The sequence below is a fragment of the Pseudomonas sp. TE12234 genome (assembly GCF_054061835.1).
The window spans coordinates 17,588-37,044 of record NZ_JBSSEP010000020.1 but is presented as its reverse complement, the minus strand read 5'-3'; the positions used below and the strand labels follow the sequence as shown (position 1 = coordinate 37,044).

General features: G+C 61.2%; 19 protein-coding genes. 5 read left to right on the top strand and 14 right to left on the bottom strand.

Translation table 11 applies throughout. The annotated features are described in order from the left end of the window. Positions 1–68: 68 nt before the first annotated feature. Entirely contained in the window at positions 69–734 is a 666-nt protein-coding gene (locus ACVWYU_RS25180) for a M24 family metallopeptidase (RefSeq protein WP_457373960.1), read from the bottom strand. A gap of 621 nt (positions 735–1,355) precedes the next feature. On the opposite strand from ACVWYU_RS25180, the gene ACVWYU_RS25175 reads away from it, so the two are divergent. Beyond that, complete coding sequence (locus tag ACVWYU_RS25175) at positions 1,356–1,676, top strand: DUF2388 domain-containing protein (protein WP_390955586.1); 321 nt, start codon at positions 1,356–1,358, stop codon at positions 1,674–1,676. 76 nt (positions 1,677–1,752) lie between these two features. On the opposite strand, the gene ACVWYU_RS25170 is transcribed toward ACVWYU_RS25175, so the two are convergent. Next, positions 1,753–2,667 (bottom strand): pyridoxal-phosphate dependent enzyme, encoded by a 915-nt coding sequence (locus ACVWYU_RS25170; protein ID WP_090323214.1) that lies wholly within the window; start codon positions 2,665–2,667, stop codon positions 1,753–1,755. A gap of 269 nt (positions 2,668–2,936) precedes the next feature. Here ACVWYU_RS25170 and ACVWYU_RS25165 point away from each other — a divergent pair, with 269 nt between their 5' ends. After that, positions 2,937–3,596, top strand: coding sequence for a methyltransferase family protein (locus ACVWYU_RS25165; protein WP_457373959.1), 660 nt, complete (start codon positions 2,937–2,939; stop codon positions 3,594–3,596). A gap of 200 nt (positions 3,597–3,796) precedes the next feature. Here the strand turns inward: ACVWYU_RS25165 and ACVWYU_RS25160 are convergent, their stop codons facing one another. After that, complete coding sequence (locus tag ACVWYU_RS25160; RefSeq protein WP_247254954.1) at positions 3,797–4,732, bottom strand: Ppx/GppA family phosphatase; 936 nt, start codon at positions 4,730–4,732, stop codon at positions 3,797–3,799. Between the two features lie 403 nt (positions 4,733–5,135). Here ACVWYU_RS25160 and ACVWYU_RS25155 point away from each other — a divergent pair, with 403 nt between their 5' ends. Next, positions 5,136–6,848 carry an amidase gene (locus ACVWYU_RS25155; RefSeq protein ID WP_457373958.1) on the top strand — a complete coding sequence of 571 codons (1,713 nt, stop codon included), beginning with the start codon at positions 5,136–5,138 and terminating at the stop codon, positions 6,846–6,848. 148 nt (positions 6,849–6,996) lie between these two features. Here the strand turns inward: ACVWYU_RS25155 and ACVWYU_RS25150 are convergent, their stop codons facing one another. The 7 genes from ACVWYU_RS25150 to ACVWYU_RS25120 all read right to left on the bottom strand — a co-directional run bounded on the left by ACVWYU_RS25150 (position 6,997) and on the right by ACVWYU_RS25120 (position 12,725). Next, positions 6,997–7,899 (bottom strand): SphA family protein, encoded by a 903-nt coding sequence (locus tag ACVWYU_RS25150; RefSeq protein ID WP_247254960.1) that lies wholly within the window; start codon positions 7,897–7,899, stop codon positions 6,997–6,999. 123 nt (positions 7,900–8,022) lie between these two features. After that, the gene (locus tag ACVWYU_RS25145; protein ID WP_247254961.1) at positions 8,023–9,084 is read right to left on the bottom strand and encodes an NADH:ubiquinone reductase (Na(+)-transporting) subunit F; all 1,062 of its coding nucleotides are present in this window, start codon (positions 9,082–9,084) and stop codon (positions 8,023–8,025) included. A gap of 10 nt (positions 9,085–9,094) precedes the next feature. Continuing rightward, the gene (locus ACVWYU_RS25140; RefSeq protein WP_248916428.1) at positions 9,095–9,454 is read right to left on the bottom strand and encodes a phenol hydroxylase subunit P4; all 360 of its coding nucleotides are present in this window, start codon (positions 9,452–9,454) and stop codon (positions 9,095–9,097) included. A 121-nt stretch (positions 9,455–9,575) separates the two neighbouring features. Next, the gene (locus tag ACVWYU_RS25135) at positions 9,576–11,111 is read right to left on the bottom strand and encodes an aromatic/alkene/methane monooxygenase hydroxylase/oxygenase subunit alpha (protein WP_090323224.1); all 1,536 of its coding nucleotides are present in this window, start codon (positions 11,109–11,111) and stop codon (positions 9,576–9,578) included. Between the two features lie 50 nt (positions 11,112–11,161). Continuing rightward, on the bottom strand, positions 11,162–11,434 hold the full coding sequence (locus ACVWYU_RS25130; RefSeq protein WP_457373957.1) for an MmoB/DmpM family protein: 273 nt from the start codon (positions 11,432–11,434) through the stop codon (positions 11,162–11,164). Continuing rightward, a complete protein-coding gene (locus ACVWYU_RS25125; RefSeq protein ID WP_457373956.1) occupies positions 11,431–12,426 on the bottom strand; it encodes an aromatic/alkene monooxygenase hydroxylase subunit beta in 996 nt (331 codons plus the stop codon). The genes ACVWYU_RS25130 and ACVWYU_RS25125 overlap by 4 nt, the downstream gene beginning before the upstream one ends. Next, on the bottom strand, positions 12,423–12,725 hold the full coding sequence (locus ACVWYU_RS25120; RefSeq protein ID WP_247254965.1) for a phenol hydroxylase subunit: 303 nt from the start codon (positions 12,723–12,725) through the stop codon (positions 12,423–12,425). The genes ACVWYU_RS25125 and ACVWYU_RS25120 overlap by 4 nt, the downstream gene beginning before the upstream one ends. Positions 12,726–13,109: 384 nt before the next feature. On the opposite strand from ACVWYU_RS25120, the gene ACVWYU_RS25115 reads away from it, so the two are divergent. After that, complete coding sequence (locus tag ACVWYU_RS25115) at positions 13,110–14,789, top strand: sigma-54-dependent Fis family transcriptional regulator (protein ID WP_247254966.1); 1,680 nt, start codon at positions 13,110–13,112, stop codon at positions 14,787–14,789. 274 nt (positions 14,790–15,063) lie between these two features. Here the strand turns inward: ACVWYU_RS25115 and ACVWYU_RS25110 are convergent, their stop codons facing one another. Further along, positions 15,064–15,525: an HvfA family oxazolone/thioamide-modified RiPP metallophore gene (locus tag ACVWYU_RS25110; RefSeq protein ID WP_090323233.1), complete on the bottom strand. Its 462-nt coding sequence runs from the start codon at positions 15,523–15,525 to the stop codon at positions 15,064–15,066. A gap of 275 nt (positions 15,526–15,800) precedes the next feature. Next, positions 15,801–16,772 (bottom strand): metallophosphoesterase, encoded by a 972-nt coding sequence (locus ACVWYU_RS25105; RefSeq protein WP_457373955.1) that lies wholly within the window; start codon positions 16,770–16,772, stop codon positions 15,801–15,803. Positions 16,773–17,246: 474 nt separating this feature from the next. Here ACVWYU_RS25105 and ACVWYU_RS25100 point away from each other — a divergent pair, with 474 nt between their 5' ends. Beyond that, the gene (locus tag ACVWYU_RS25100; RefSeq protein ID WP_090323235.1) at positions 17,247–17,807 is read left to right on the top strand and encodes a lipid-binding SYLF domain-containing protein; all 561 of its coding nucleotides are present in this window, start codon (positions 17,247–17,249) and stop codon (positions 17,805–17,807) included. 51 nt (positions 17,808–17,858) lie between these two features. Here the strand turns inward: ACVWYU_RS25100 and ACVWYU_RS25095 are convergent, their stop codons facing one another. After that, positions 17,859–18,572: a tRNA (adenine(22)-N(1))-methyltransferase gene (locus ACVWYU_RS25095; protein WP_457373954.1), complete on the bottom strand. Its 714-nt coding sequence runs from the start codon at positions 18,570–18,572 to the stop codon at positions 17,859–17,861. A 206-nt stretch (positions 18,573–18,778) separates the two neighbouring features. Continuing rightward, entirely contained in the window at positions 18,779–19,447 is a 669-nt protein-coding gene (locus ACVWYU_RS25090) for a DUF3313 domain-containing protein (protein WP_457373953.1), read from the bottom strand. Between the last annotated feature and the right edge of the window lie 10 nt (positions 19,448–19,457).

Sequence of the window (19,457 nt, the reverse complement as noted above, 5' to 3'; positions counted from 1 at the left end):
TTGGAAATCGCTTCAGTGGCGGCCAGCGACAATAGCGCAATTTCCCGGGACGCAGGTTCACTCGACGGTCAAATCAGCAAATCCTCGTAGAACGCGCCGAAGGGACGCTCGGGGTGGGCGATCTGAATCTCCAGAATCCACAGGCCAGTGGTCGGGCATTGATCCAGATCTCCCAGATCACCGCCCCGGTATATCGCATGGGGAAAATCGCTGACCCGATGACCCTTGATGTCCAGATTGAGCGTCCAGCCCATGGCCTTGGCTTGAGCGGTGGCATAGTCATACAGCGCCACGCCGGACACCCGCTCGCTGCGCCAAAAGCTCTCGACCCGGTCAAACAGGTCCTTGGCGGCCGAAGCACAGGCGATCATTTGCGGGTCGGAGCCGGTGGTGAATGTCGCGCCGGCATCCCCTTCGTGGCCCTGCCAGACCACCCCAATGTCGATGAAGAAAATGTCCTCTTCACCCAGCTGCGGGTCGCCGTCGGAGCGTTGCTTGAACGTCTTGAGCGTATTGGCGCCGAAGCGCACCAGCAGTGGATGCCAGATTCGATCCATACCCATTTCGGACAGGACCTGCTTGCCGCGCAACTGCGCCTCGGACTCGCGCATGCCCGGCGTGATGACACTGGCAATCTGCTCAATGGCCTTCCAGGTCATCTGCTGCGCATGGCGCATCGATTCCAGTTCGTAACGTTCGCCTACTGCTTCTTTACCGTTCAGGGCCATGGTCATGAGTCATTCCTTGTTTAAGACCGCGCATGTGATCGCTGTATATCTTTTTATATTGCGATATTCAAGATCAAACAGGCAGGCATGGCTCGGGCGATCCCCGACCACACCTTGCAGCCCTCAATGCGGGGTCATGACATTGACGTGCCTCAGGCCGGTGAAATCGTTGCCAGCACGCCGATCAGGATAGTCAGCACCAGAAAACCACCGAGAAAAATCGCCATCTTGCCCATAAGGTCACCTCCGTTTCGAATAAGCGGTGCAACCACTGCTGCGACTGCGGACCGTGCCGTTATTGTGGGGCGCAGGCCGAGTGCATTACAGAGGCAGAAAGCGCAGAAAAATACGGATCAGATCAAGGAGCCCCGCAAACGCACAACCTGAGCCCGCTTGCTGTCGATCGGCGCCAGTACGCCGCGTTTAACCAGGCTACACGCGCCATCGTTGACGACCATCGCTGGCAAGCCGGTTGCTACCGCGCTTGAGGTGAACACACGCCCCGGAAAACGATTATCCGCACCACACCGGCGTGAATGGTCATCCTCAGGGAACTCCTGACAACCGCCGTGCATCCTAAAATATGAGGGACTTCCTTTTTGCTTCACGCTTTGAGAGGACACCGTCATGCGCCGTCTGATTATCGTTTCGTCTCTGTTGCTGTGTTTACCCTTCGGCTCTGCAATGGCCAAGGTGGACGCAGGCGATGTCGCCACCTCAGCCGGGGTTTCCGCATCGCTGTACTCGACGTTCAAGGACCACAAACTCATGATTCCTGCCCGGGATGACGCCTCCAGCTTCGTGGCCAGTGGTGGTGCGATTCGCGGCGCTTATCTGGAATCGGTTCTCAAACAGCTCCGGCAGGAGCACCCCGACCTCAACAACGCAAGCGACGAAGACCTGGCTCGCGCCATTCTCGTCCAGGAAGGCGTTCCAGCCGGTCAATAACGACGGCCAACCTTAGCGGTGGGGCTTGTGAAACCTGGACAGCGTTTCCGGCCCTGCCTTGCTTTCAAGGCTGAGCTCAAGAGAGCCGCGCCCAGCCGGCCACCAGTGCCGCGCTGATGCTGACCCCGCCGCACACCACAACCACCACGTCCCGGGCTTCGGCAATTGCCGGATGATCCAGGTAGGCAATGGCCAGCGACACGCCACACGCCGGTTCAACCAACTGCCGCAAATCACTGGCGTAACGCACCACGCCCATGATCGCTTCCTCGTCTTCCAGCACCACGCACTCATGGGGGAAAGCGAGGATGTGCTGCACCGGCCACGCCGCCACTTGAGCGGCGCCGAGCGAGGTGGCGACCGTGTCGATCCGTGGCAAACGCACGGGATGCCCCGCCGCCATGGCCGCGGCGAACGATGCCGCGCCCCGGGTTTCGCAGGCGATGATCCGGCAATCGGTGCGCCGATGGCGGATCAACCCGGTGAGAATGCCCGCGAGCAAACCGCCGCCGCCCACCGAGGTCACCACGGCGTCGACCTGCGGACAGTCTTCGAGGATTTCATCGATCATCGTGCTGTGCCCTTGCCACAACACCGGATGATCGAATGCCGGCACGTATTCGCTGTCCGCACCCTGAGCGAGTTCCTTGGCCCGTTGATTGGCCTCGTCCCAGACTTTGCCGTGGACGATCACCTCGGCACCGGTTTTACGGATCCGTGCGCGGGTGCTTTCAGGAGTCGTATGCGGCACCACGATGCAGGCTTTCAACCCCAGGCTGGCGGCGGCCACGGCAGTGGCGAATCCGGCGTTGCCCCCGGACGGGCACACGACTCTGGTTTTGCCCTGGGCCGCGGCCTGACTGCACAACAGCCCCATGCCGCGTAGTTTGAATGAACCACTCGGTTGAAGGTTTTCCAGTTTGAGCCAGATGCGGCGGGTCGTGGTCGAGAGGCCAGGATGCAGAATCAACGGCGTTCTGATGTGAAGCATGGCGGCTCCTGTTACGCGCCGCCCACTCGTCGAAGGGTCCACGGGGCAGCGGTGAACGATCCTTATCCAAGCTTAGTTCACCCTGACCCGAGGCTGGCTTTTCAGCGATAACGTGGCGCCGCCCTGACGTTGCCGAACAACCCGGAAAAGACCTGGCGCTGGCGATGGTCGAAAAGGACCATGCGAGGCGCATCGATGCCGCAGATGCTATCGCCGGCAAGCCAGCTCCTACACTGAAAGAAAGGACGTTACCCTCAGTGGAGTTGCCAATGAAAATTTCCGCCAGACTGGCGTTTTTCGCCATCGCGTCCACCCTTGCCTACCTCGGGCTGGCAATAGGCGGGCTGGGTGGTTTCGCCGCGTTTTTCTCCCATCCCTCGCTGGTGCTGGTGGCGCTTGCCACGCTGGTCATGGTCATCGCTTCGCTGTTCACCGAGGTCAACCTGAGCTCCGGCGAACGCGAGGACCGGGCCAACCGCTGGGTACTCCCGGCATTCGGGGTCATTGGCTTGTTGAGTGGTTATCTGCCGGCCTACAGCGACCGCATCGACTTCTGGACGTTCGGTGGCGAGGGCGTGCGCTGGCTGGGGGCCTTGCTGTTCATCCTCGGCGGCGCCCTGCGAATGTGGCCGGTATTCGTGCTCGGCAAACGCTTCAGTGGGCTGGTGGCGATTCAGCCAGGGCATCGGCTGGTCACCGACGGAATTTATCGCAACCTGCGCAACCCCAGTTACCTGGGCATGTTGATCATTGCCGTGGGCTGGGCACTGGCGTTCCGTTCGGGGCTGGGCCTGCTCCTGGCGGCGCTGACGCTGATCCCGTTGATTGCGCGGATACAGGCGGAAGAGGCCCTGCTGCGGGCGCAATTCGGGGCTGAATACGAGGCTTATTGCGCGCGCAGCTGGCGGTTGATACCAGGGGTCTACTGAAGCGACTTGCGAAACCACCTTCGCTGGCAAGCCCGCGCACAAGGGACCGTGCCCGGACATTGGCAACGCAACACCGTCAGGAGCGAGCTTGCTGGCGATGTTCCCGAGCACGCCGCGTTGACCCAGATCATGCGCGTTATCGTTAACGACCATCGCTGCGATACGGCGACCCGACAAGCCAGCTCAGGGGACCGAGGTGATCAGTGTCTGGACATCAACCCATGCAGCACACCAAACCTCAACCCGGGTTCGGACGGCGTCATGTGGGAGACACCAAACACCTTGAACGCCGCCAACATGAGCACCAGGCCGCCCGGCAGGATGCTCAGGCGATGAGCCTGCAAGCCGGCCAGCTTGAGCTGTTTGACATGCCCCACTTCCAGCAGGCGCACCGACAGGCGCAAGAGGCCGCCATAGGTCACGCCGCTTTGACCGTAGTCGTTCAACCCGTTGGCCTTGAGCACCTTGGCCAGCATCCGCGCCGTGCCTGATGAGCCGATGACCTGCTGCCAGCCCTGGGCACGATAACGGCGCGCAACCCTTTCGAACTGCAGCGTGGCGACTCGCTCGGCTTCCAGCAGCGCCTTCGCGCTGATGGTGCCGCCCGGAAAGTAATGCGCCCCCACGGTGCCGCTGCCCACGGCAATGCTCTCGGTGAGTAAAGGCTGTGCGCCCTTGCCCAGGATCAGCTCGGTCGAACCGCCACCGATATCCACCACCAGGCGCATGCGCTGGGTATCAGGAAGGGTATGGGCGACGCCGGCGTACACCAGTCGGGCCTCTTCTTGCCCGGAAATGACATCGATGCGAAACCCCAGGTGCCGCTCGGCACTGGCCAGAAACAAGGGTGCGTTGTCCGCCTGGCGAACCGCGCTGGTCGCCACCGCCCGCACTCGCCCCGCCTCGAAGCCACGCAATTTTTTGCCGAAGCGCGCAAGCGCCTGCCAGCCTCGATCCAGCGCCAGTTCGTCCAGCGCCCCGCCCTGAAAACCCTCGGCCAAACGGACGGGTTCACGCAGGGTTTTCACTTCCTGGATCATGAACTGCTGATTGCGCTTGACCGACTGGCCGATCATCAGGCGAAACGCATTGGAGCCCAGATCAATAGCGGCAAAGAGTGAGGCGTCGCCTTTCATGGTGGGGATTCCTGGCAAATCCGACAGCCCTTGGACCGCTCAACGCGGACCGCGAGGATGTTGCCACGGGCTCGGTGACAGCCAGATGACACCGGGATTATTTTCTGCTGAATGTCATTGTCACCAGGCCGTCACCTCTTCGGGGCAAGCGATCAGCCACGGAGGGCGTTACCGATCCTCGTTCAGCCCCCTGAATCAGCACACCCCCCATCACAGCGATTGCCCTCCCCCCGACTTGGTGCAAAATACAGCGCTCAGCCACAAAAACAGACCGCGTCGCGGAACGCCGTGCAACGAGAACCGATATGAACACCCATTTTCAGAAAAGCGATGTCGCTGTGCCCAAGACCTGGTGTGATGGCCATCATCACTGTGTCGCCCATCAGCAAGCGGCGGTGGCAGCATGATCGAGGTCACTGAAGTTTCCATCGCCCAACTGCGCGCTGCGCTGGAGTCCGGCCAGACCACGGCGGTTGAGCTGGTCCAGGCTTACCTCGCCCGGATTGATGCATACGACGGCACCGACACGCCCACCGCCCTCAATGCGGTCGTGGTGCGCAACCCCGAAGCGCTCGCTGAAGCGCAGGCCTCCGACGCCCGTCGAGCCAAAGGCCAGACGCTGGGGCCGCTCGACGGCATTCCCTACACGGCCAAGGACAGTTATCTGGTCAAGGGACTGACGGCGGCTTCGGGCAGCCCGGCCTTCAAGGACCTGATTGCCTATCGCGACGCGTTCACCATCGAGCGTCTGCGCGCTGCCGGGGCGATCTGCCTGGGCAAGACCAACATGCCACCGATGGCCAATGGCGGCATGCAGCGTGGCGTCTATGGCCGTGCCGAGAGCCCGTACAACGCCGACTACCTCACGGCCCCTTTCGCCTCGGGCTCGTCGAACGGCGCCGGCACCGCCACCGCGGCCAGCTTCGCAGCCTTCGGCCTCGCCGAAGAAACCTGGTCGAGTGGCCGTGGTCCTGCGTCGAACAACGGTTTGTGTGCCTATACGCCTTCACGCGGGATGATTTCGGTGCGCGGCAACTGGCCGTTGACGCCGACCATGGACGTGGTCGTGCCGTTCGCCAGAACCATGGCCGACCTGCTTGAGGTCCTCGACGTGGTGGTGGCGGAAGATCCCGACACCCGTGGCGACCTGTGGCGCCTGCAACCCTGGGTGCCGATTCCGAGCGTTGCCTCGGTGCGTCCGGTCTCCTATCAGGAACTTGCCGTGAAGTCCGACACACTGGCAGGCAAGCGTTTCGGCGTTCCGCGCATGTACATCAATGCCGATGCCGAAGCCGGCACCAGCGATGCACCGGGTATCGGCGGGCCGACCGGGCAACGCATCATCACCCGTGACTCGGTCATCGAGCTGTGGCAACAAGCGCGCAAGGCCCTCGAAGCCGCTGGCGCCGAAGTGCTCGAAGTCGATTTTCCGCTGGTCTCCAATTGCGAAGGTGATCGTCCCGGTGCGCCGACCGTGTTCAACCGTGGCATCGTCTCCAAGGAGTTCCTGCACCACGAGCTGTGGGACCTGACGGCCTGGGCCTTCGATGATTTCCTGCAAGCCAACGGCGATCCGAAACTCAACCGGCTGGTCGACGTCGACGGGCCGCTGATTTTCCCGCACGACCCGGGCACACTGCCCAATCGTGAGGGCGACCTGGCCGCCGGCATGGACGAATACGTGAGGATGGCCGAGCGTGGCATTACCCCATGGGACCAGATCAGCACGGTGCCTGACGGCCTGCGGGGTCTTGAACAGACCCGCCGCATCGACCTCGAAGAATGGATGGATCGCCTGGGCCTCGACGCGGTGCTGTTCCCGACCGTCGCCGACGTGGCGCCGGCCAATGCCGATGTCGACCCGCAGTCAGCGGATATCGCCTGGAGCAACGGCATCTGGGTGGCCAACGGCAACCTCGCCATCCGGCACCTGGGCGTGCCGACGGTCACCGTACCGATGGGTGTGATGCCCGACATCGGCATGCCGGTCGGCCTGACCTTCGCCGGTCGCGCCTATGACGATTCGGCCCTGCTGCGTTTTGCGTCGGCGTTCGAGTCGACCGGGTCCAAGCGCCTGATCCCGCCGCGCACCCCGCCGCTGTCCGCAGAAAAATAAAGTATGGGATCGTTCACCACATGTGTGAACACCCAGGATCCAAATGTGGGAGCGAGCCTGCTCGCGATGGCGTAACGTCAGTCGATGATGTCTGTCGGCCATGCAAGCGTCATCGCGAGCGGGCTCGCTCCCACAGGGATGTGACCAGTCAGAACGGCACGGTCAGCTTCATCCAGTACGCATTGCCCTGCGCCCGGTTGCGCACTTCGGTTTCCTGCTCCCATTTCCCCGTGACAAACCAGCCCTCCTTGCTGGTGTATTTGATCGACGGCCCGATGGCCAGCGCCCGGCCCTTGTTGTCTTCAATCGTCTCGCCGTTCTGGCGGTCATCGGTGGTCTGTCGGTAGTAGTAGCCACCCACGCCCAACACCCAACCATTACCCAGGCCCCAGCCGACGGCATAGTCGACGTGAAACTCCTGCCCCGAACGGTAGTTGGTCGCCGGGTTCTCGCGGTTGAAGTCGTACATCACCTTGGCATCGAGGTTGAGCCCGCTCGGGTCGACGTAGGACATGGCATAGACCGGTTCAATCACCCAGTAGTTACGCCCGGTGTTGGCCAGGTCACCACGGTCATAGCTCCCGGTGGGGGCGATCATGTCCAGGGCGAGGATGCTGTGGAATTTATCGCTGTGGTGAAAGCCCAGTGCCGGCCCGAAGATCACGTCCCCCAGGCCTTTTTTGCTTTGCGACTGACCGTTGAGATCGACCTTGAGGTCCACCAGCGGGACGATCGCGTGCAGCGCCACGCTGGCACCGAACAAGGTGTAATCGCTGACCCAGATCAGCCGTGGCGTGATGGCGTTGGCGCGCACGCGAAAATCCACCGGGAGTTTCTTGCCGTCGTTGCCACGCAGGTTATCGGCCTCATAGTGATTGACGAAAAGTTGTCCGTAGAAGCCCGGTGGCGGCATCGCCCCGGACATGTAGTTTTCCGCGCCCAAAGGGTAGGACGTGCCTCCGCCTTCAGTGGCGTGCACCGGGACAGAGAGCGCCGCGCTGACGCTGGCCAGGGTGGAGATCACGAGCAGCTTGTTTGTTCTGCGAGTCATTCGTTTCAACCTTATTGTTGTTATCGGTCGGGCACGCCCTGCCCGCTCGTAGTGTCGAGAAGGCAGGTTCCATTACTGGTTGGAGCGAGCAGGCTCGCTCCCACAGTGGATCGGGGGGCGGTTTCAGATGCGTTTGAACAACGCCGAACGCTGGCTTTGTTCACTGCCGTCGGCGGCGCTGTAGAAGCGCTCCATGAAGATGTCGCGTTCGAACAACCGCCCCTGCATCAGGCAGGTGATGGCCGAGTCGATCATCACCGGCGGCCCGCACAGGTAAGCCTTGCGGTTGTTGAAGCGTCCGTCGAAATGCTGCTTCGCCGCGTCATGCACGTAGCCCTTGAACCCCGTCCAGTCGGAGTCCTCGTCCGCCTGGCTGAGCGCCGGCACATAGGTGAAGTTGGCGTATTCCCGTGCCAGCGCCTCGAACAGTTCGCGGTTGTAGAGTTCGGCGCGGTTGCGCGCGCCCTGGAACAGCACGATCTGGCGGCTGTCGCCGGCTTCCAGCAGGTCGAGGATCATCGACTGCGGGCTCGATAAACCGGAGCCGCCGGCGATGAAGATCAGGTCGCCACTTTGCGAGGTGCGCACAAAAAACTGGCCGTACGGCCCGGACAGATCCACCGTATCGCCGACCTTCAAGTCGTCGTGAATCTTGCCCGTGGCCAGGCCACCGTCGACCCGCCGAATATGAAGTTCAACTTCATCGGCACGGCTCGGTGGATTGGCCAGGGAAAAGGCCCGCGTGCCTTCGATGCCGGGCAATTGCAGGTTGATGTACTGCCCCGCCTGAAAGGCCATGGGCCGGTCCAGCTTGAGGTGCACGCCCTTGATGGTCGGCGACAGGTCGACCAGCGCGCTGACCACCGCGCGGTAGTCCTCGACCGGATGCCCGAGGAAATCCGGGTCGGCATCGATATCGGCCTCGATCACCATGTCGCTTTGCGGGATGGCACAGCACGCCAATACCTTGCCCTCATCGCGCTCCATATCCATCAGCGCAAAAGACGAAGCCGCGCCGAGGTCCGCCTCGCCTTCCAGCACCTGGACCTTGCAGGTGGCGCAAGTGCCATGACCGCAGGCAAACGGCAACCAGACGCCCTGGCGCAAGGCGGCCTGCAGGATGGTCTGGCCCTCTTCCACTTCGATCTGCTCACCGGTGGGTTCGATGGTTACTTGGTAGCTCATCGCCGTGTCCTCAGTTAAAGCTGCCGGCAAGGCCGTTCAAGCCAGGGGTATCGAGGTGCAGCAGGCTCTTGTGATCGATGCCGTTGGCGATCAGGCTCGCCCCAAGGTCCGGCGTGAACGGCCGGTCGTTGAGGCGCCACAGGGCCTGGGCGAAATCGACCCGAGGCGCATCCGGGTGCCGGGCAATCGAAGGCTTGACCACCTGCTCGAGGAAGTCGCTGAACGGCATCGCCGGGGGCAGCGGAAAGGTAAACGGGGCGCAGAACATCAGGTGTCTTTCCCAGCACAGGTACACCAGTTGCAGGCCATGGAAATTTTCCTGGCGGTCCAGGGGTTGGGCGTCGTAGGCGCCGATGGCAGTCACAGGCATGATCTTGTCCTTTTTGTTATCGGTTAACTGCAGGAGCCGGCTTGCCGGCGAAGCGATCTAACGGCCACCGAAACAGGTGAATGCTCCGGCGCCATCGCGAGCAGGCTCGCTCCCACAAGGGTTAGGGTTTCGAGGTGGCCGGCGCGCTATTGCGATCGTTCGGGTGCCAGTCCTGCCAACGCCGATGCTCGGTGGAACCCAGGTATTCGAAGTTGTCCTGGCCGGGATTGATGTTGTAGTAATCGCGCACCACCGATTCGACGTCGGCGCCACCGCAGTTGCCCTGCAGAATCTGATGCACCGGCAACCAGGCCTGGATGTACTTGGTCGGCTCGTATTCGAAGATGTCGCAGCAACCCTGGGAGCAGAAGTGATAGCGCTCGCCTTCGTGCACGGCACTGCGGTGGCTGAGGGTGGTCTGGTCATCCGGCTCGCCGAACGACAGCGGGATCTGGCAGATCTGGCAGAGCATCGGCAAGGTCGGGTTGTAGAAGCGCTCGCCCTTTTCCTGCAGCGCGCGCCAGTGTTCAAAGCGTGGGCGGTAGATCTTGTCGAAGGTGTCCGGGTACTTTTCCGAGAGCCAGTCCAGTTCCTCGTCGGTCGGCATCCAGGTGTGGAAGTTGGTTGCCTGGCTGTACTGGTAGAAGATCGACCAGGCCTGATGGCTGACGTGATCCTTGGCGATGTTGGCCTCTTCGACGTGCTTGGGAGGACGGATGCCATAACGCTCCAGGTCCTTGAACAGCGCGCCGCCGGCCTCTTCGAAATACACGCCCCAGGCTTCGGACCAGGACATGACTTTGTTCGGCAACATGTAGTCCATCATCATCCCCACCAGTGTCAGCAGGCGGTAGCCACGCCAGAACCACTTGTCGATCCAGCGCTGGATGATCGGCACGTTGTCTTCGTGTTGCTCGAGCAGGAACTTGATCACTTCCAGGCCCAGGGTCATGTGCCGGGCTTCGTCGGACTGCGCGGAGAAGCCGAAGGTCACCGTGGCCATGTCGCCGTTGAACGCCGCGCCGGACATGAACGGCACGAACAGCAGGTTGGTCAGCACGTACTCGAACGAAAACGAAATCGCCGTGAGGAACTCGAACGGCCCGGCGGTGCGTGCATCTTCGAAGAACGATTTGGGCACCGAGAGGAACCACACGCGGTCGTGCATGTGCGCGAAGTCATGCAGGCCGTTGAAGTGCTTGTTGTAGTGGCTCATGGCGTGGATCTGGGTCTGCACGTGGCGCAGTTCGTCGATGGCCTGCATCTGGCAGGCAATCCGTGCACCGGCGCCGCTGAACTGCCGGCCGACCCGGGCGAAACCTTGATAGGCCTGGTACTCCAGCGGCGTGACACCGGACAGGAACAGCTTCAGCGCGTTGACGTAGCGGGCGTCCGACAGCGTGGTATGGCCGTTGTTTTGCGAGAACGCATCGAAGATCGCGTAGAGCTTTTTCTCTTTTTCGGCCTGGTACTTCCAGTAGGTGTCCATGGTCAGGCGGAACGGGTCTTCCCACTTGTCCCAGTCGGTGATCTTGATTCCTTCGAAACGCTCATGGGGGTAGATGTCCTCGTGGGTCTGGTAGCTCGGCTCCCAGTCCAGGTCACGAGTCATGCAGCGGTATTTTTCTTTGGCATTAAGACGTTTTTTCACGGCCATGATGGCGCTCCCGAATTCTTGTGATGGATCAAACGGCTGTCGACGATGGATCAGCTGTTCCAGTACAGGGAAAAACTGTCGTCCTCTTCCACGACGTTGCCGCCCAGGGTGATCACGTACATCAGCATTTCCTGGATGTCCCAGACGCTGCCGGTCAGCGCCTCGACCGTCTCGCGGCGGATATCCAGCCGGCCCTGGGCCTCGATGCGGATCATCGAAGGCTGGTGCTGGACCTCGGCATGGGGGTTGTCCTGGACGATGGCGTCGACGATCGAGCGCGCGTAGTCGGTGTCCTGCAGGTTCATGTAAACGAGGGAAGTCATGCTTGGGCTCCTGTCAGGCCAAGTTTTTTCAGGCGCGAGTCGAATTCGCTGCACACCGCATCCAGCGCCGATTGATCGAGTCCCAGGGCCGCCAGCGCTTGCAGCGCCTCGACCACGCGCGGGCTCCAGCGATCGATCCAGCCTTGCACCAGCGCCTTGTTGGCCGCGCTTTCGTTGACCACGGTCTTGAGCAGCGCATCGACCCAGCGCTGGCTTTCGGCGAACCACAGGCGCATGAATTCGGTCAGCATGCCGACCTGGCCGGCGCCGTTGGCCGTCAGTTGTTCGTCGAGTTTGTGGAACAGCAGCGGGTACACCAGGCCGTCGCTGACCAGGTTTTGCGCCACGGTCAATTCGAACCAGTCGCGCACCACCAGGGTGTCTTCGACGTAGCGGCGCATGCCCTGCCATGCCGGGTCGTTCAGCCATTGCTGCTTGGCCTGGGCCAGCAGCTGGACATCGCCGCCATCGAGCATCAGGCCGATGCGCGACAGGTACTGGGCGATGCCCAGGCGGTCCATGGCCTGGAACATGTGCATCTGCGTCACACTGGTGCCAAAGCCATCGGCGGCGATGTTGCTGTTGTTCATGTTGGCGCCCATCTCGGCGTGGCGCAGCGGCAACAACAGCTTGCTGATCAGCTCGACATGGGTGCTGGACAGGCCGGCGAGCATGTCGCGCTTTTCGCAGAACGCGTAATCGTGCTCGGCGTTTTCCTGCATCTTGGCCCGGGCCTGGACGTAGGCACCGTAGTAGTACTGGCGCGGGTCGCTGACGGCGTACCAGTCGGCCATGACCACTGCCGTGCGGGTGGCGTCGTTGAGCAACTTGTCCGGCTGCCACAGCGGCCGATAATGGAAATTGGTCGCCGACTCCAGGTCGAAACTGGCTTCCTGATACCGGCTGGCCACCTTGTCGCCAAAGCGGCGACGGGTGTGGCTGAAGGTGTTGCGGATCGTCTCGACGGTCGTCGTCTTGATCTCGACACTCATGGAGTGGACTCCTGTGGTTTTTGTTGTGTTGGATAGTCGGCGACCGGCTCAGCGTCGCGGGTTTCGCCGTAGCGCCACTTCTGCGCATCGGCGTCGAGGGCCTCGGACATCTGCGCGTCCATGTGCTGCACCCGGTTGTTTTCGCAAAACTGCCGGAACGCCTGACGCGGCAGCACCAACTCGACGAACAGGTCGGGAAAACCGATGGCGAAATCGAATTCGACGAAGGTGGCGTCAGGCTCGCTGCGTACACGGATGTAACGCGGCATCTGATCGAAGGTACTGCCAGGTTGGCTCATGCTCGGGTACTCCCTTGTTATGGTCGGGGTACGGAGCAACAAGGGTGCCAGCGACGAAAAAACGCTCGAAATTGATTTTTTATTTGTTTAAAAACAAATAGTTATCATCAACCACTCACCAACGAACAGCGTTCAAGACCGGCTGCCGGGCAAGACTTCGGCAGCGGCAAATTGATCATTTGATCAATCGTCGCCGCCCCCTTCGAGCAAATGAGCAATCATCTGGCGATTGACTTTTGGTCCGCTTTCAGGCCGCTTAGAAAAAGAAAAAACGACCTTGCCTTGCCTGAAAAACCAAGGTCGCTACGATGCCTGGAACAATCCGCCAATAGCCTGAGCGGAACGCATCACCACCCCAATAACTACAAATCAGGGGCGCACTGAATGATCACCACGTACAAGGCTTCCCAGCACCCGCCGTCGCTCAAGGATCTGAGCGACCAGGTTCGATTTCTCGGAAGCGAAGGGAAAATCTGGCTGGATGAACAACGCATGTTGTTGATCCAGGTGTCGATGATGGCGTCGTGCAGACGCGAGTTGATCGAGATGCTCGGCGTCGAGCGCGCCAAGGGATTTTTCATGCGCCTGGGCTATCAGTCCGGGCTCAAGGACGCTGAACTGGCGCGCAAGTTGCGGCCCCAGGGCAGTGATGTGGAAATGTTCTTCACCGGCCCGCAACTGCACTCGCTCAAGGGCATGGTCAACGTGCGCCCGCAGACCATCGACATTGATCTGGAAAACGGCCAGTTTTATGCCGATATCGAATGGCAGGACTCCTTCGAAGTGGAAAACTGCCAGACCGAAAACCTCCACTCCGATCAGCCGGTGTGCTGGATGCTGCTCGGTTATGCCATCAGCTACAGCTCGTTTTTCCTCGGTCGGCAGATCATCTACAAGGAGGTCAGTTGCCGCGGTTGCGGCGACGCGCACTGCCGGATCATCGGCAAGCCCGCCGAACAGTGGGACGACGCCGAAGAGGTCATGCGCTACTTTCAGAGCGACCCGATCATTGATGAACTGCAAGCGCTGCAGGTGCAAGTGGCCAATATGCGCCAGCGCTTGCAGATCGAGGCCGGCAAGTTCTACGGCATCGGCCAGTCGGCGGTGTACCGCAGAACCTGTGCACTGATCGACAAGGTTGCCTTGGGCAAGGCCTCGGTATTGCTGCTGGGCGAGACCGGCGTGGGCAAGGAAGTGATCGCCCGGAGCCTGCACCTGCGCAGCGAACGGGCCGGCGGGCCCTTTGTCGCGCTGAACTGCGCCGCCATCCCGCCAGACCTGATCGAAGCGGAGCTGTTCGGCGTGGAAAAAGGCGCCTACACCGGTGCCCAGCAATCGCGCATGGGCCGTTTCGAGCGGGCCAATGGCGGTTCGTTGTTCCTCGATGAAATCGTCGAGTTGACCCCGCGCGCGCAAGCCACGCTGCTGCGGGTCTTGCAGGAAGAGGAACTGGAGCGAGTCGGCGACTCGCAGACCCGCAAGGTCGACGTGCGGGTCATCACCGCGACCCACGAAGACCTGGAAAACGCGGTCAAGCAAGGGCGTTTCCGGGCAGACCTGTTCTACCGTCTGAATGTGTTTCCGGTGCGCATTCCGGCCTTGCGCGAACGCCGCGAAGACATCCCGCTGCTGATCGAACACTTCCTGGAAAAACTGCACGCCAGCTACAAGAAAAAAACCCTGGGCCTGTCGGACCGGGCGCTGCAGGTGTGCCTGCACTACGACTGGCCCGGCAATATCCGCGAGCTGGAAAACCTGATGGAGCGCGGCGTGATCATCACCGATGAGAACCAGAGCATCACCGTCGACGCCCTCTTCCCGCATTCACCGCAACTGGCTGAAAGCATTGGCCTGGCCAGCGATGGACGCCTGGTCAAATCAACGCCCGCCAGTGGCCAGGACTGGATCGACACCATCATCGATAGCGGTATTGGCCTGGATGGCGTGGAAGATGCGTTGATTCAGGCGGCCATGGAACGCAGCCAGCAAAACGTCTCGGAGGCGGCACGCCTGCTGGGGATGACCCGACCCGCGCTGGCCTACCGCCTGAAAAAATCTCCCTAGCCGGTGATCGGGTCTGTGAGCCTTGCGCCACTGACAAGATCGCCTTCGCTGCGTTGCGGCTATCGGACAGCATAGTTCACGCAATACTTGTAGGAGCCAGCCTGCTGGCGATGGACTCCAGTACGCCGCGTATATCCAGGTCACACGCGTTATCGTTGACGACCATCGCTGCAATGCGGCGACCCGACAAGCCAGCCCCTGCAAAAGCTCCTACCTGCAAACCAGAAAACCTCCCTCGGGGCGACCCCGGGGAGGTTGAAACGGCGCGATGAAATCAGTCCCGGGCCTGGCTCATTTTGGTGAACAGTTCGGTCGGCACTTTCTTGCCATTGGAGACGTACTGGTTTGTACGGTACTTGTAGACCTCGGCCTCGGAGAGGTATCCGTCGTGGTTGGTGTCCATCGCCTTGAACTCTTCACCACCGTTCGGCGCAACGGCCAGCAGTTCCTTGAGCGACACGCGGCCGTCGTGATCGGTGTCGGTGCGCGCGAAGGAGGCGTCACCGCACTTGCCTTCACCGCATTTGCCTTCGCCGGCCTTGGTCACTTTGGCGCCGGTTTCGCTGGCACCACATTTACCTTCGCCACACTTGCCTTCGCCGCTCTTTTGCGCCGCAGCGACTTGGTAGCCTTGCGGCAACGCTTCAGCGGCAAAGGCGGACGATGCGAGGTTCAGGCTGCCGGCCAGTGCAACAGCGATCAGGCCAATACGGGATTTGTTCGACATACGGGACATGGTGATTCTCCGGGTACGGTGTGCGGCCAAGCCGCTTGGGTCATTGCCACCAGGGCGATAAGCCGTTGTGCGAGAGCGTTCTGCTTTCTCGCTAAGGCAGGGCTATTTGACGGCAACCGTGTATCCCGGATGTATCAGGATCGAGGGGCATTTGTAAGCCAGTCTGCGTACACCGGGTTCGGATACACAGCGATACACAGCCCCCTCAGGCCTGATGTCACTTTTCAAACATCTGGCCGGCGACGCTCCGGCCTTCATCGCTGCGAAACCGCCCGTCAATGGTCCGACTGGGCGATATTTTTTGGATCGGTGCCTGGAAGCAAACAGCCCTTGGCCATCCACGGGCAGTTTCTGGCCCACCGATAGTCGGACTCCAGTTCACCCTGATCGTTGTAATACGCCAGCCGCAGCTGATCGGCTTTCAGGTCGAGCTTGGCAAAGCCTGCCCGCGAGGCAGCGAACGCACTGTCTTCCGGGGAGATACTCAGGGTGTCGAGCGTCTGGCCCCCACCGCCGGAGATGACCCACGCGGGTTCCCCGGCACGCAGCAGCAGTTGCTGATTGTGATCATGTCCCGACAGGAGCATATCGACCTTGTTGCGTTGCAACACAGGCAGGAGCCGGGTGACCAGATCCGACTCTTCACCATGACCGCCCTGATTGCGCACCGGATGATGGGACGCTGCGATTCGCCACACCGGAGCCGGGCCGGGTGCCTGGAACGCCTGGTCGATCCAGTCGATCTGCTGTTGCAGGCTTTCACGTGGCGCAGCAGTGTCGAGGAACACCATTCGCACCAAGGGACGTCCATCGACGCTGCCGAAATCCCTGGTGTAGAAGTTCATCGGCATTTGCCAGCGTCCCGAACCCACGTGTTGTTGGCCGTATTCGATTTCAAACGGTTGTGACACCGGGTAATCGTGATTGCCCAGCACCGCGTAGAACGGCACGTGACTGAGCCATTGCCCCGAGTACACCTTTTCGAATCGGGTTTGCCAGCTCAGGTCGCGGGTACTGGTCAATGGCCTGCCGTAGAAGTTGTCGCCCAGCAGCACGACCATGTCCAGGCGCCCTTCCCTGGCCGCGACCTTTTCCATCGCTTGCCCTACGCGCCACTGCTGCATGTTGGCGCTGCCCTGATCGCCCAGCGCAATCATCGACACAGTGGAAGGCTCCAGACCTGACACCGGAACAAAGGGCGGTGGCGGCGTGTACAGCCAATAACCGCCCCACGCCAGCAAAGGCATGGCGACGATGCCTGCGCAGTGCACAATTCTTCGGAGTAGCAAGCGTTTCGCAGACAGCGACGGGGTCATTGTGCCTTTCAATCAGGAACTCACTGGCCAGGGTCAATCGGGGGGTTGGTGAAACTCGAACCGCCGTACTAATAAATCACAGCAATTGTTCATACTTTGTTAAAAAGTGGTTGCTCTACACCCTTCCAATGGCCTTTTTTTCACGCCTCCCCCCTTAAATAGTTGAAGGCTGAGCCCGCAATCGCACGAAAGTGCCGGTTAACGACGAACCCGGCCCCTGTACGGTGGTCACAACAAGTGATGGCATCGCGACTGGTCAAGGCCTGGGCCCCTGCTACGCTCAGCCGCGACGCTTGCAATTCACACACTTTAGGGTGCGCCGGATACTTTCAGTGGGTGCTGTTCCTGTCTGAGGCAGGGGCTGGCCGCTGCTCCCGTCCATTGCTCCCTTTTCGGAGTAAGGAAATGACTCAATCTATGCGTTTCTTCCTGTCGATGGTCCTGGTGACAGCCTCATTAGCCTCGGCGAGTTTTCTGAACACTGCAGGAGCGGCCACCGCCGAAGATCTCAACGCCGACTCCCGGCAAGCCTTGCAATCGCTGTACAAGTCCCATCCGTTAGCTGAAACCATGTCGCACAACGCCAAGGCAGTGCTGGTCTTCCCGAAAATCATCAAGGCAGGCCTGGTGTTCGGCGGCAGCTATGGCGAAGGCGTGTTAATGAAAGGCTCGAAAGTCGTGGATTACTACAACTCCGTCGGCGGCTCGTGGGGGCTACAGGCGGGCGCACAATCCTATGGCTATGCGGTTTTTCTGATGACCGACAAAGCCCTGAAATATGTCACTGAAACCAAGGGCTGGGAAATCGGTGTAGGCCCGACCGTGGTGGTCGTTGACGAAGGGGCGGCGAAGAACCTGTCCAGCTCGACGCTGAAGGACGATGCCTATGCGTTCATCTTCAACCAGCAAGGTTTAATGGCCGGGGTCAGCATTGAAGGAACGAAGATTTCCCTGATCAAACGCTAGAAAAACCTGCCTGATTGGGCACCCGACCGGTGAAGCCGATGGGGTGCCCAATCACGTCAGGCACTGCGTTCCATCGAGCAATTCGCTGATCCACCGGGCCTGTCGGGCGATGTCCCGCACCTTTTCCTCGGGCACCGACTGGCCCGCCCGGGCGACGTGTTCCAGGGTCTTGTGCTTGAGGCGCAGCAGGCGCTGCCACTTGAGCAGGAACGCCGGGCTGCGGGCCTGCATCTGCAGCGGGCCAAAGTACAGCTCCTCGGCGCTATACATCACCGGCCCGTCGCGCTCGGCGACGATGATTTCGTAGTCAAAGCGGTTTTCCCGCAACACTTCCTCGTACAGGATGCGGTAATCATGGTTCATCAGCCATTCACGCAATGGTTGCTCGCCGCCATTGGGTTGCAGGATCAGGCGCTCCTGGCCATTCAGACGCGCCTTGCCACTGTCGAGGATGTCGCGGATCGTCTCGCCGCCCATGCCGCAGAGACTGATTGCCGTGATCCGGTCTCCGGGCTCGATCGCCGCCAGGCCATCGGCCAGGCGCACGGTGATCCGTTGCTCCAGGCCGCTCTCGCGCACCGTGCGTTCGGCCGAACAGAACGGCGTCAGTGCCACCTCGCCGGCCACCGCCGCCGTGATGACGCCACGGCGCATCAACGCCACCGGCAGGTAGCCGTGATCCGAGCCGATGTCGGCCAGGCGCGCACCGGCCGGTACCTGCGCGGCCACGCGTTCCAGGCGCATGGACAATGTCTGTTCGTTCAACGGCAACCCCTTTTCAGCACAAACGTCCGGCACCTGTGGCCGGGTCGGGACGCATTCTGTCGAGCTATGCCGTGCATTTCAAATTCCGGCGACCACGACCATGGTTCGCCTCGCCCTCGCGCGCGTGAATCTGGCCGTGGCGGACCGACAAACAGCACGGCTGTGACGGGGCGAACGCTCAGCCAACAGCAGACATCCGCCCGGGTTTACCGGCCAACCGCAACGTAAGATTGACGCAGGTCGCTGGCCCAACCATCGAGCACGGCCTTGAGGTTGTCGGCGGTCATGACCTGCTTGTCGTCGTCCAGTGGCACGCCTGTGCCCTTGCGGACCACCTCAGCCACGACAAACCCGGTCACACCATCCTCGAATGACACTTCGGTGGCGATCTGGCTGTCCTGATCGCGGATGCCGGTGGCGGTGCTCACCCCGGCCGCGACCAGGGTGACCGGCAGCCATTCATAAAACCGCAAGCCCTGGGTGCTGCTGGCGACCAGGGTAATGGCAGGCTTCACCACCAGCGTATTCGGTCCCGGTTGCGAGACCACGGGTACCACCTTTTCCAGTTCGTGCCTGAGGGCGGCATCGTAGTATCGGGTCACCTCGGAGAGGGTACTTTGCGGGATCCGCTCGGTCGGTTGCGACCGCGGGTAAAACTGGCTCGGCGCCAGGTAGACCTGGGTGTACCGGCCTTTCGCCAAGGCGGGGCTGACCCAGCTGAGGACAGTCTGCCCCGAGGGCGACTGGCGCTCCGTCAGCACGCTGTAGTCGTTCAAAAACCCCGAATACATCTCGGGTTCGACTTTTTTGCTGCTGCAGGCCGACAGGCCCAGGGTGGCGGCCAGCAACAACGGCAGCGAGTGCTTGCTTTTCATCAATGCGATA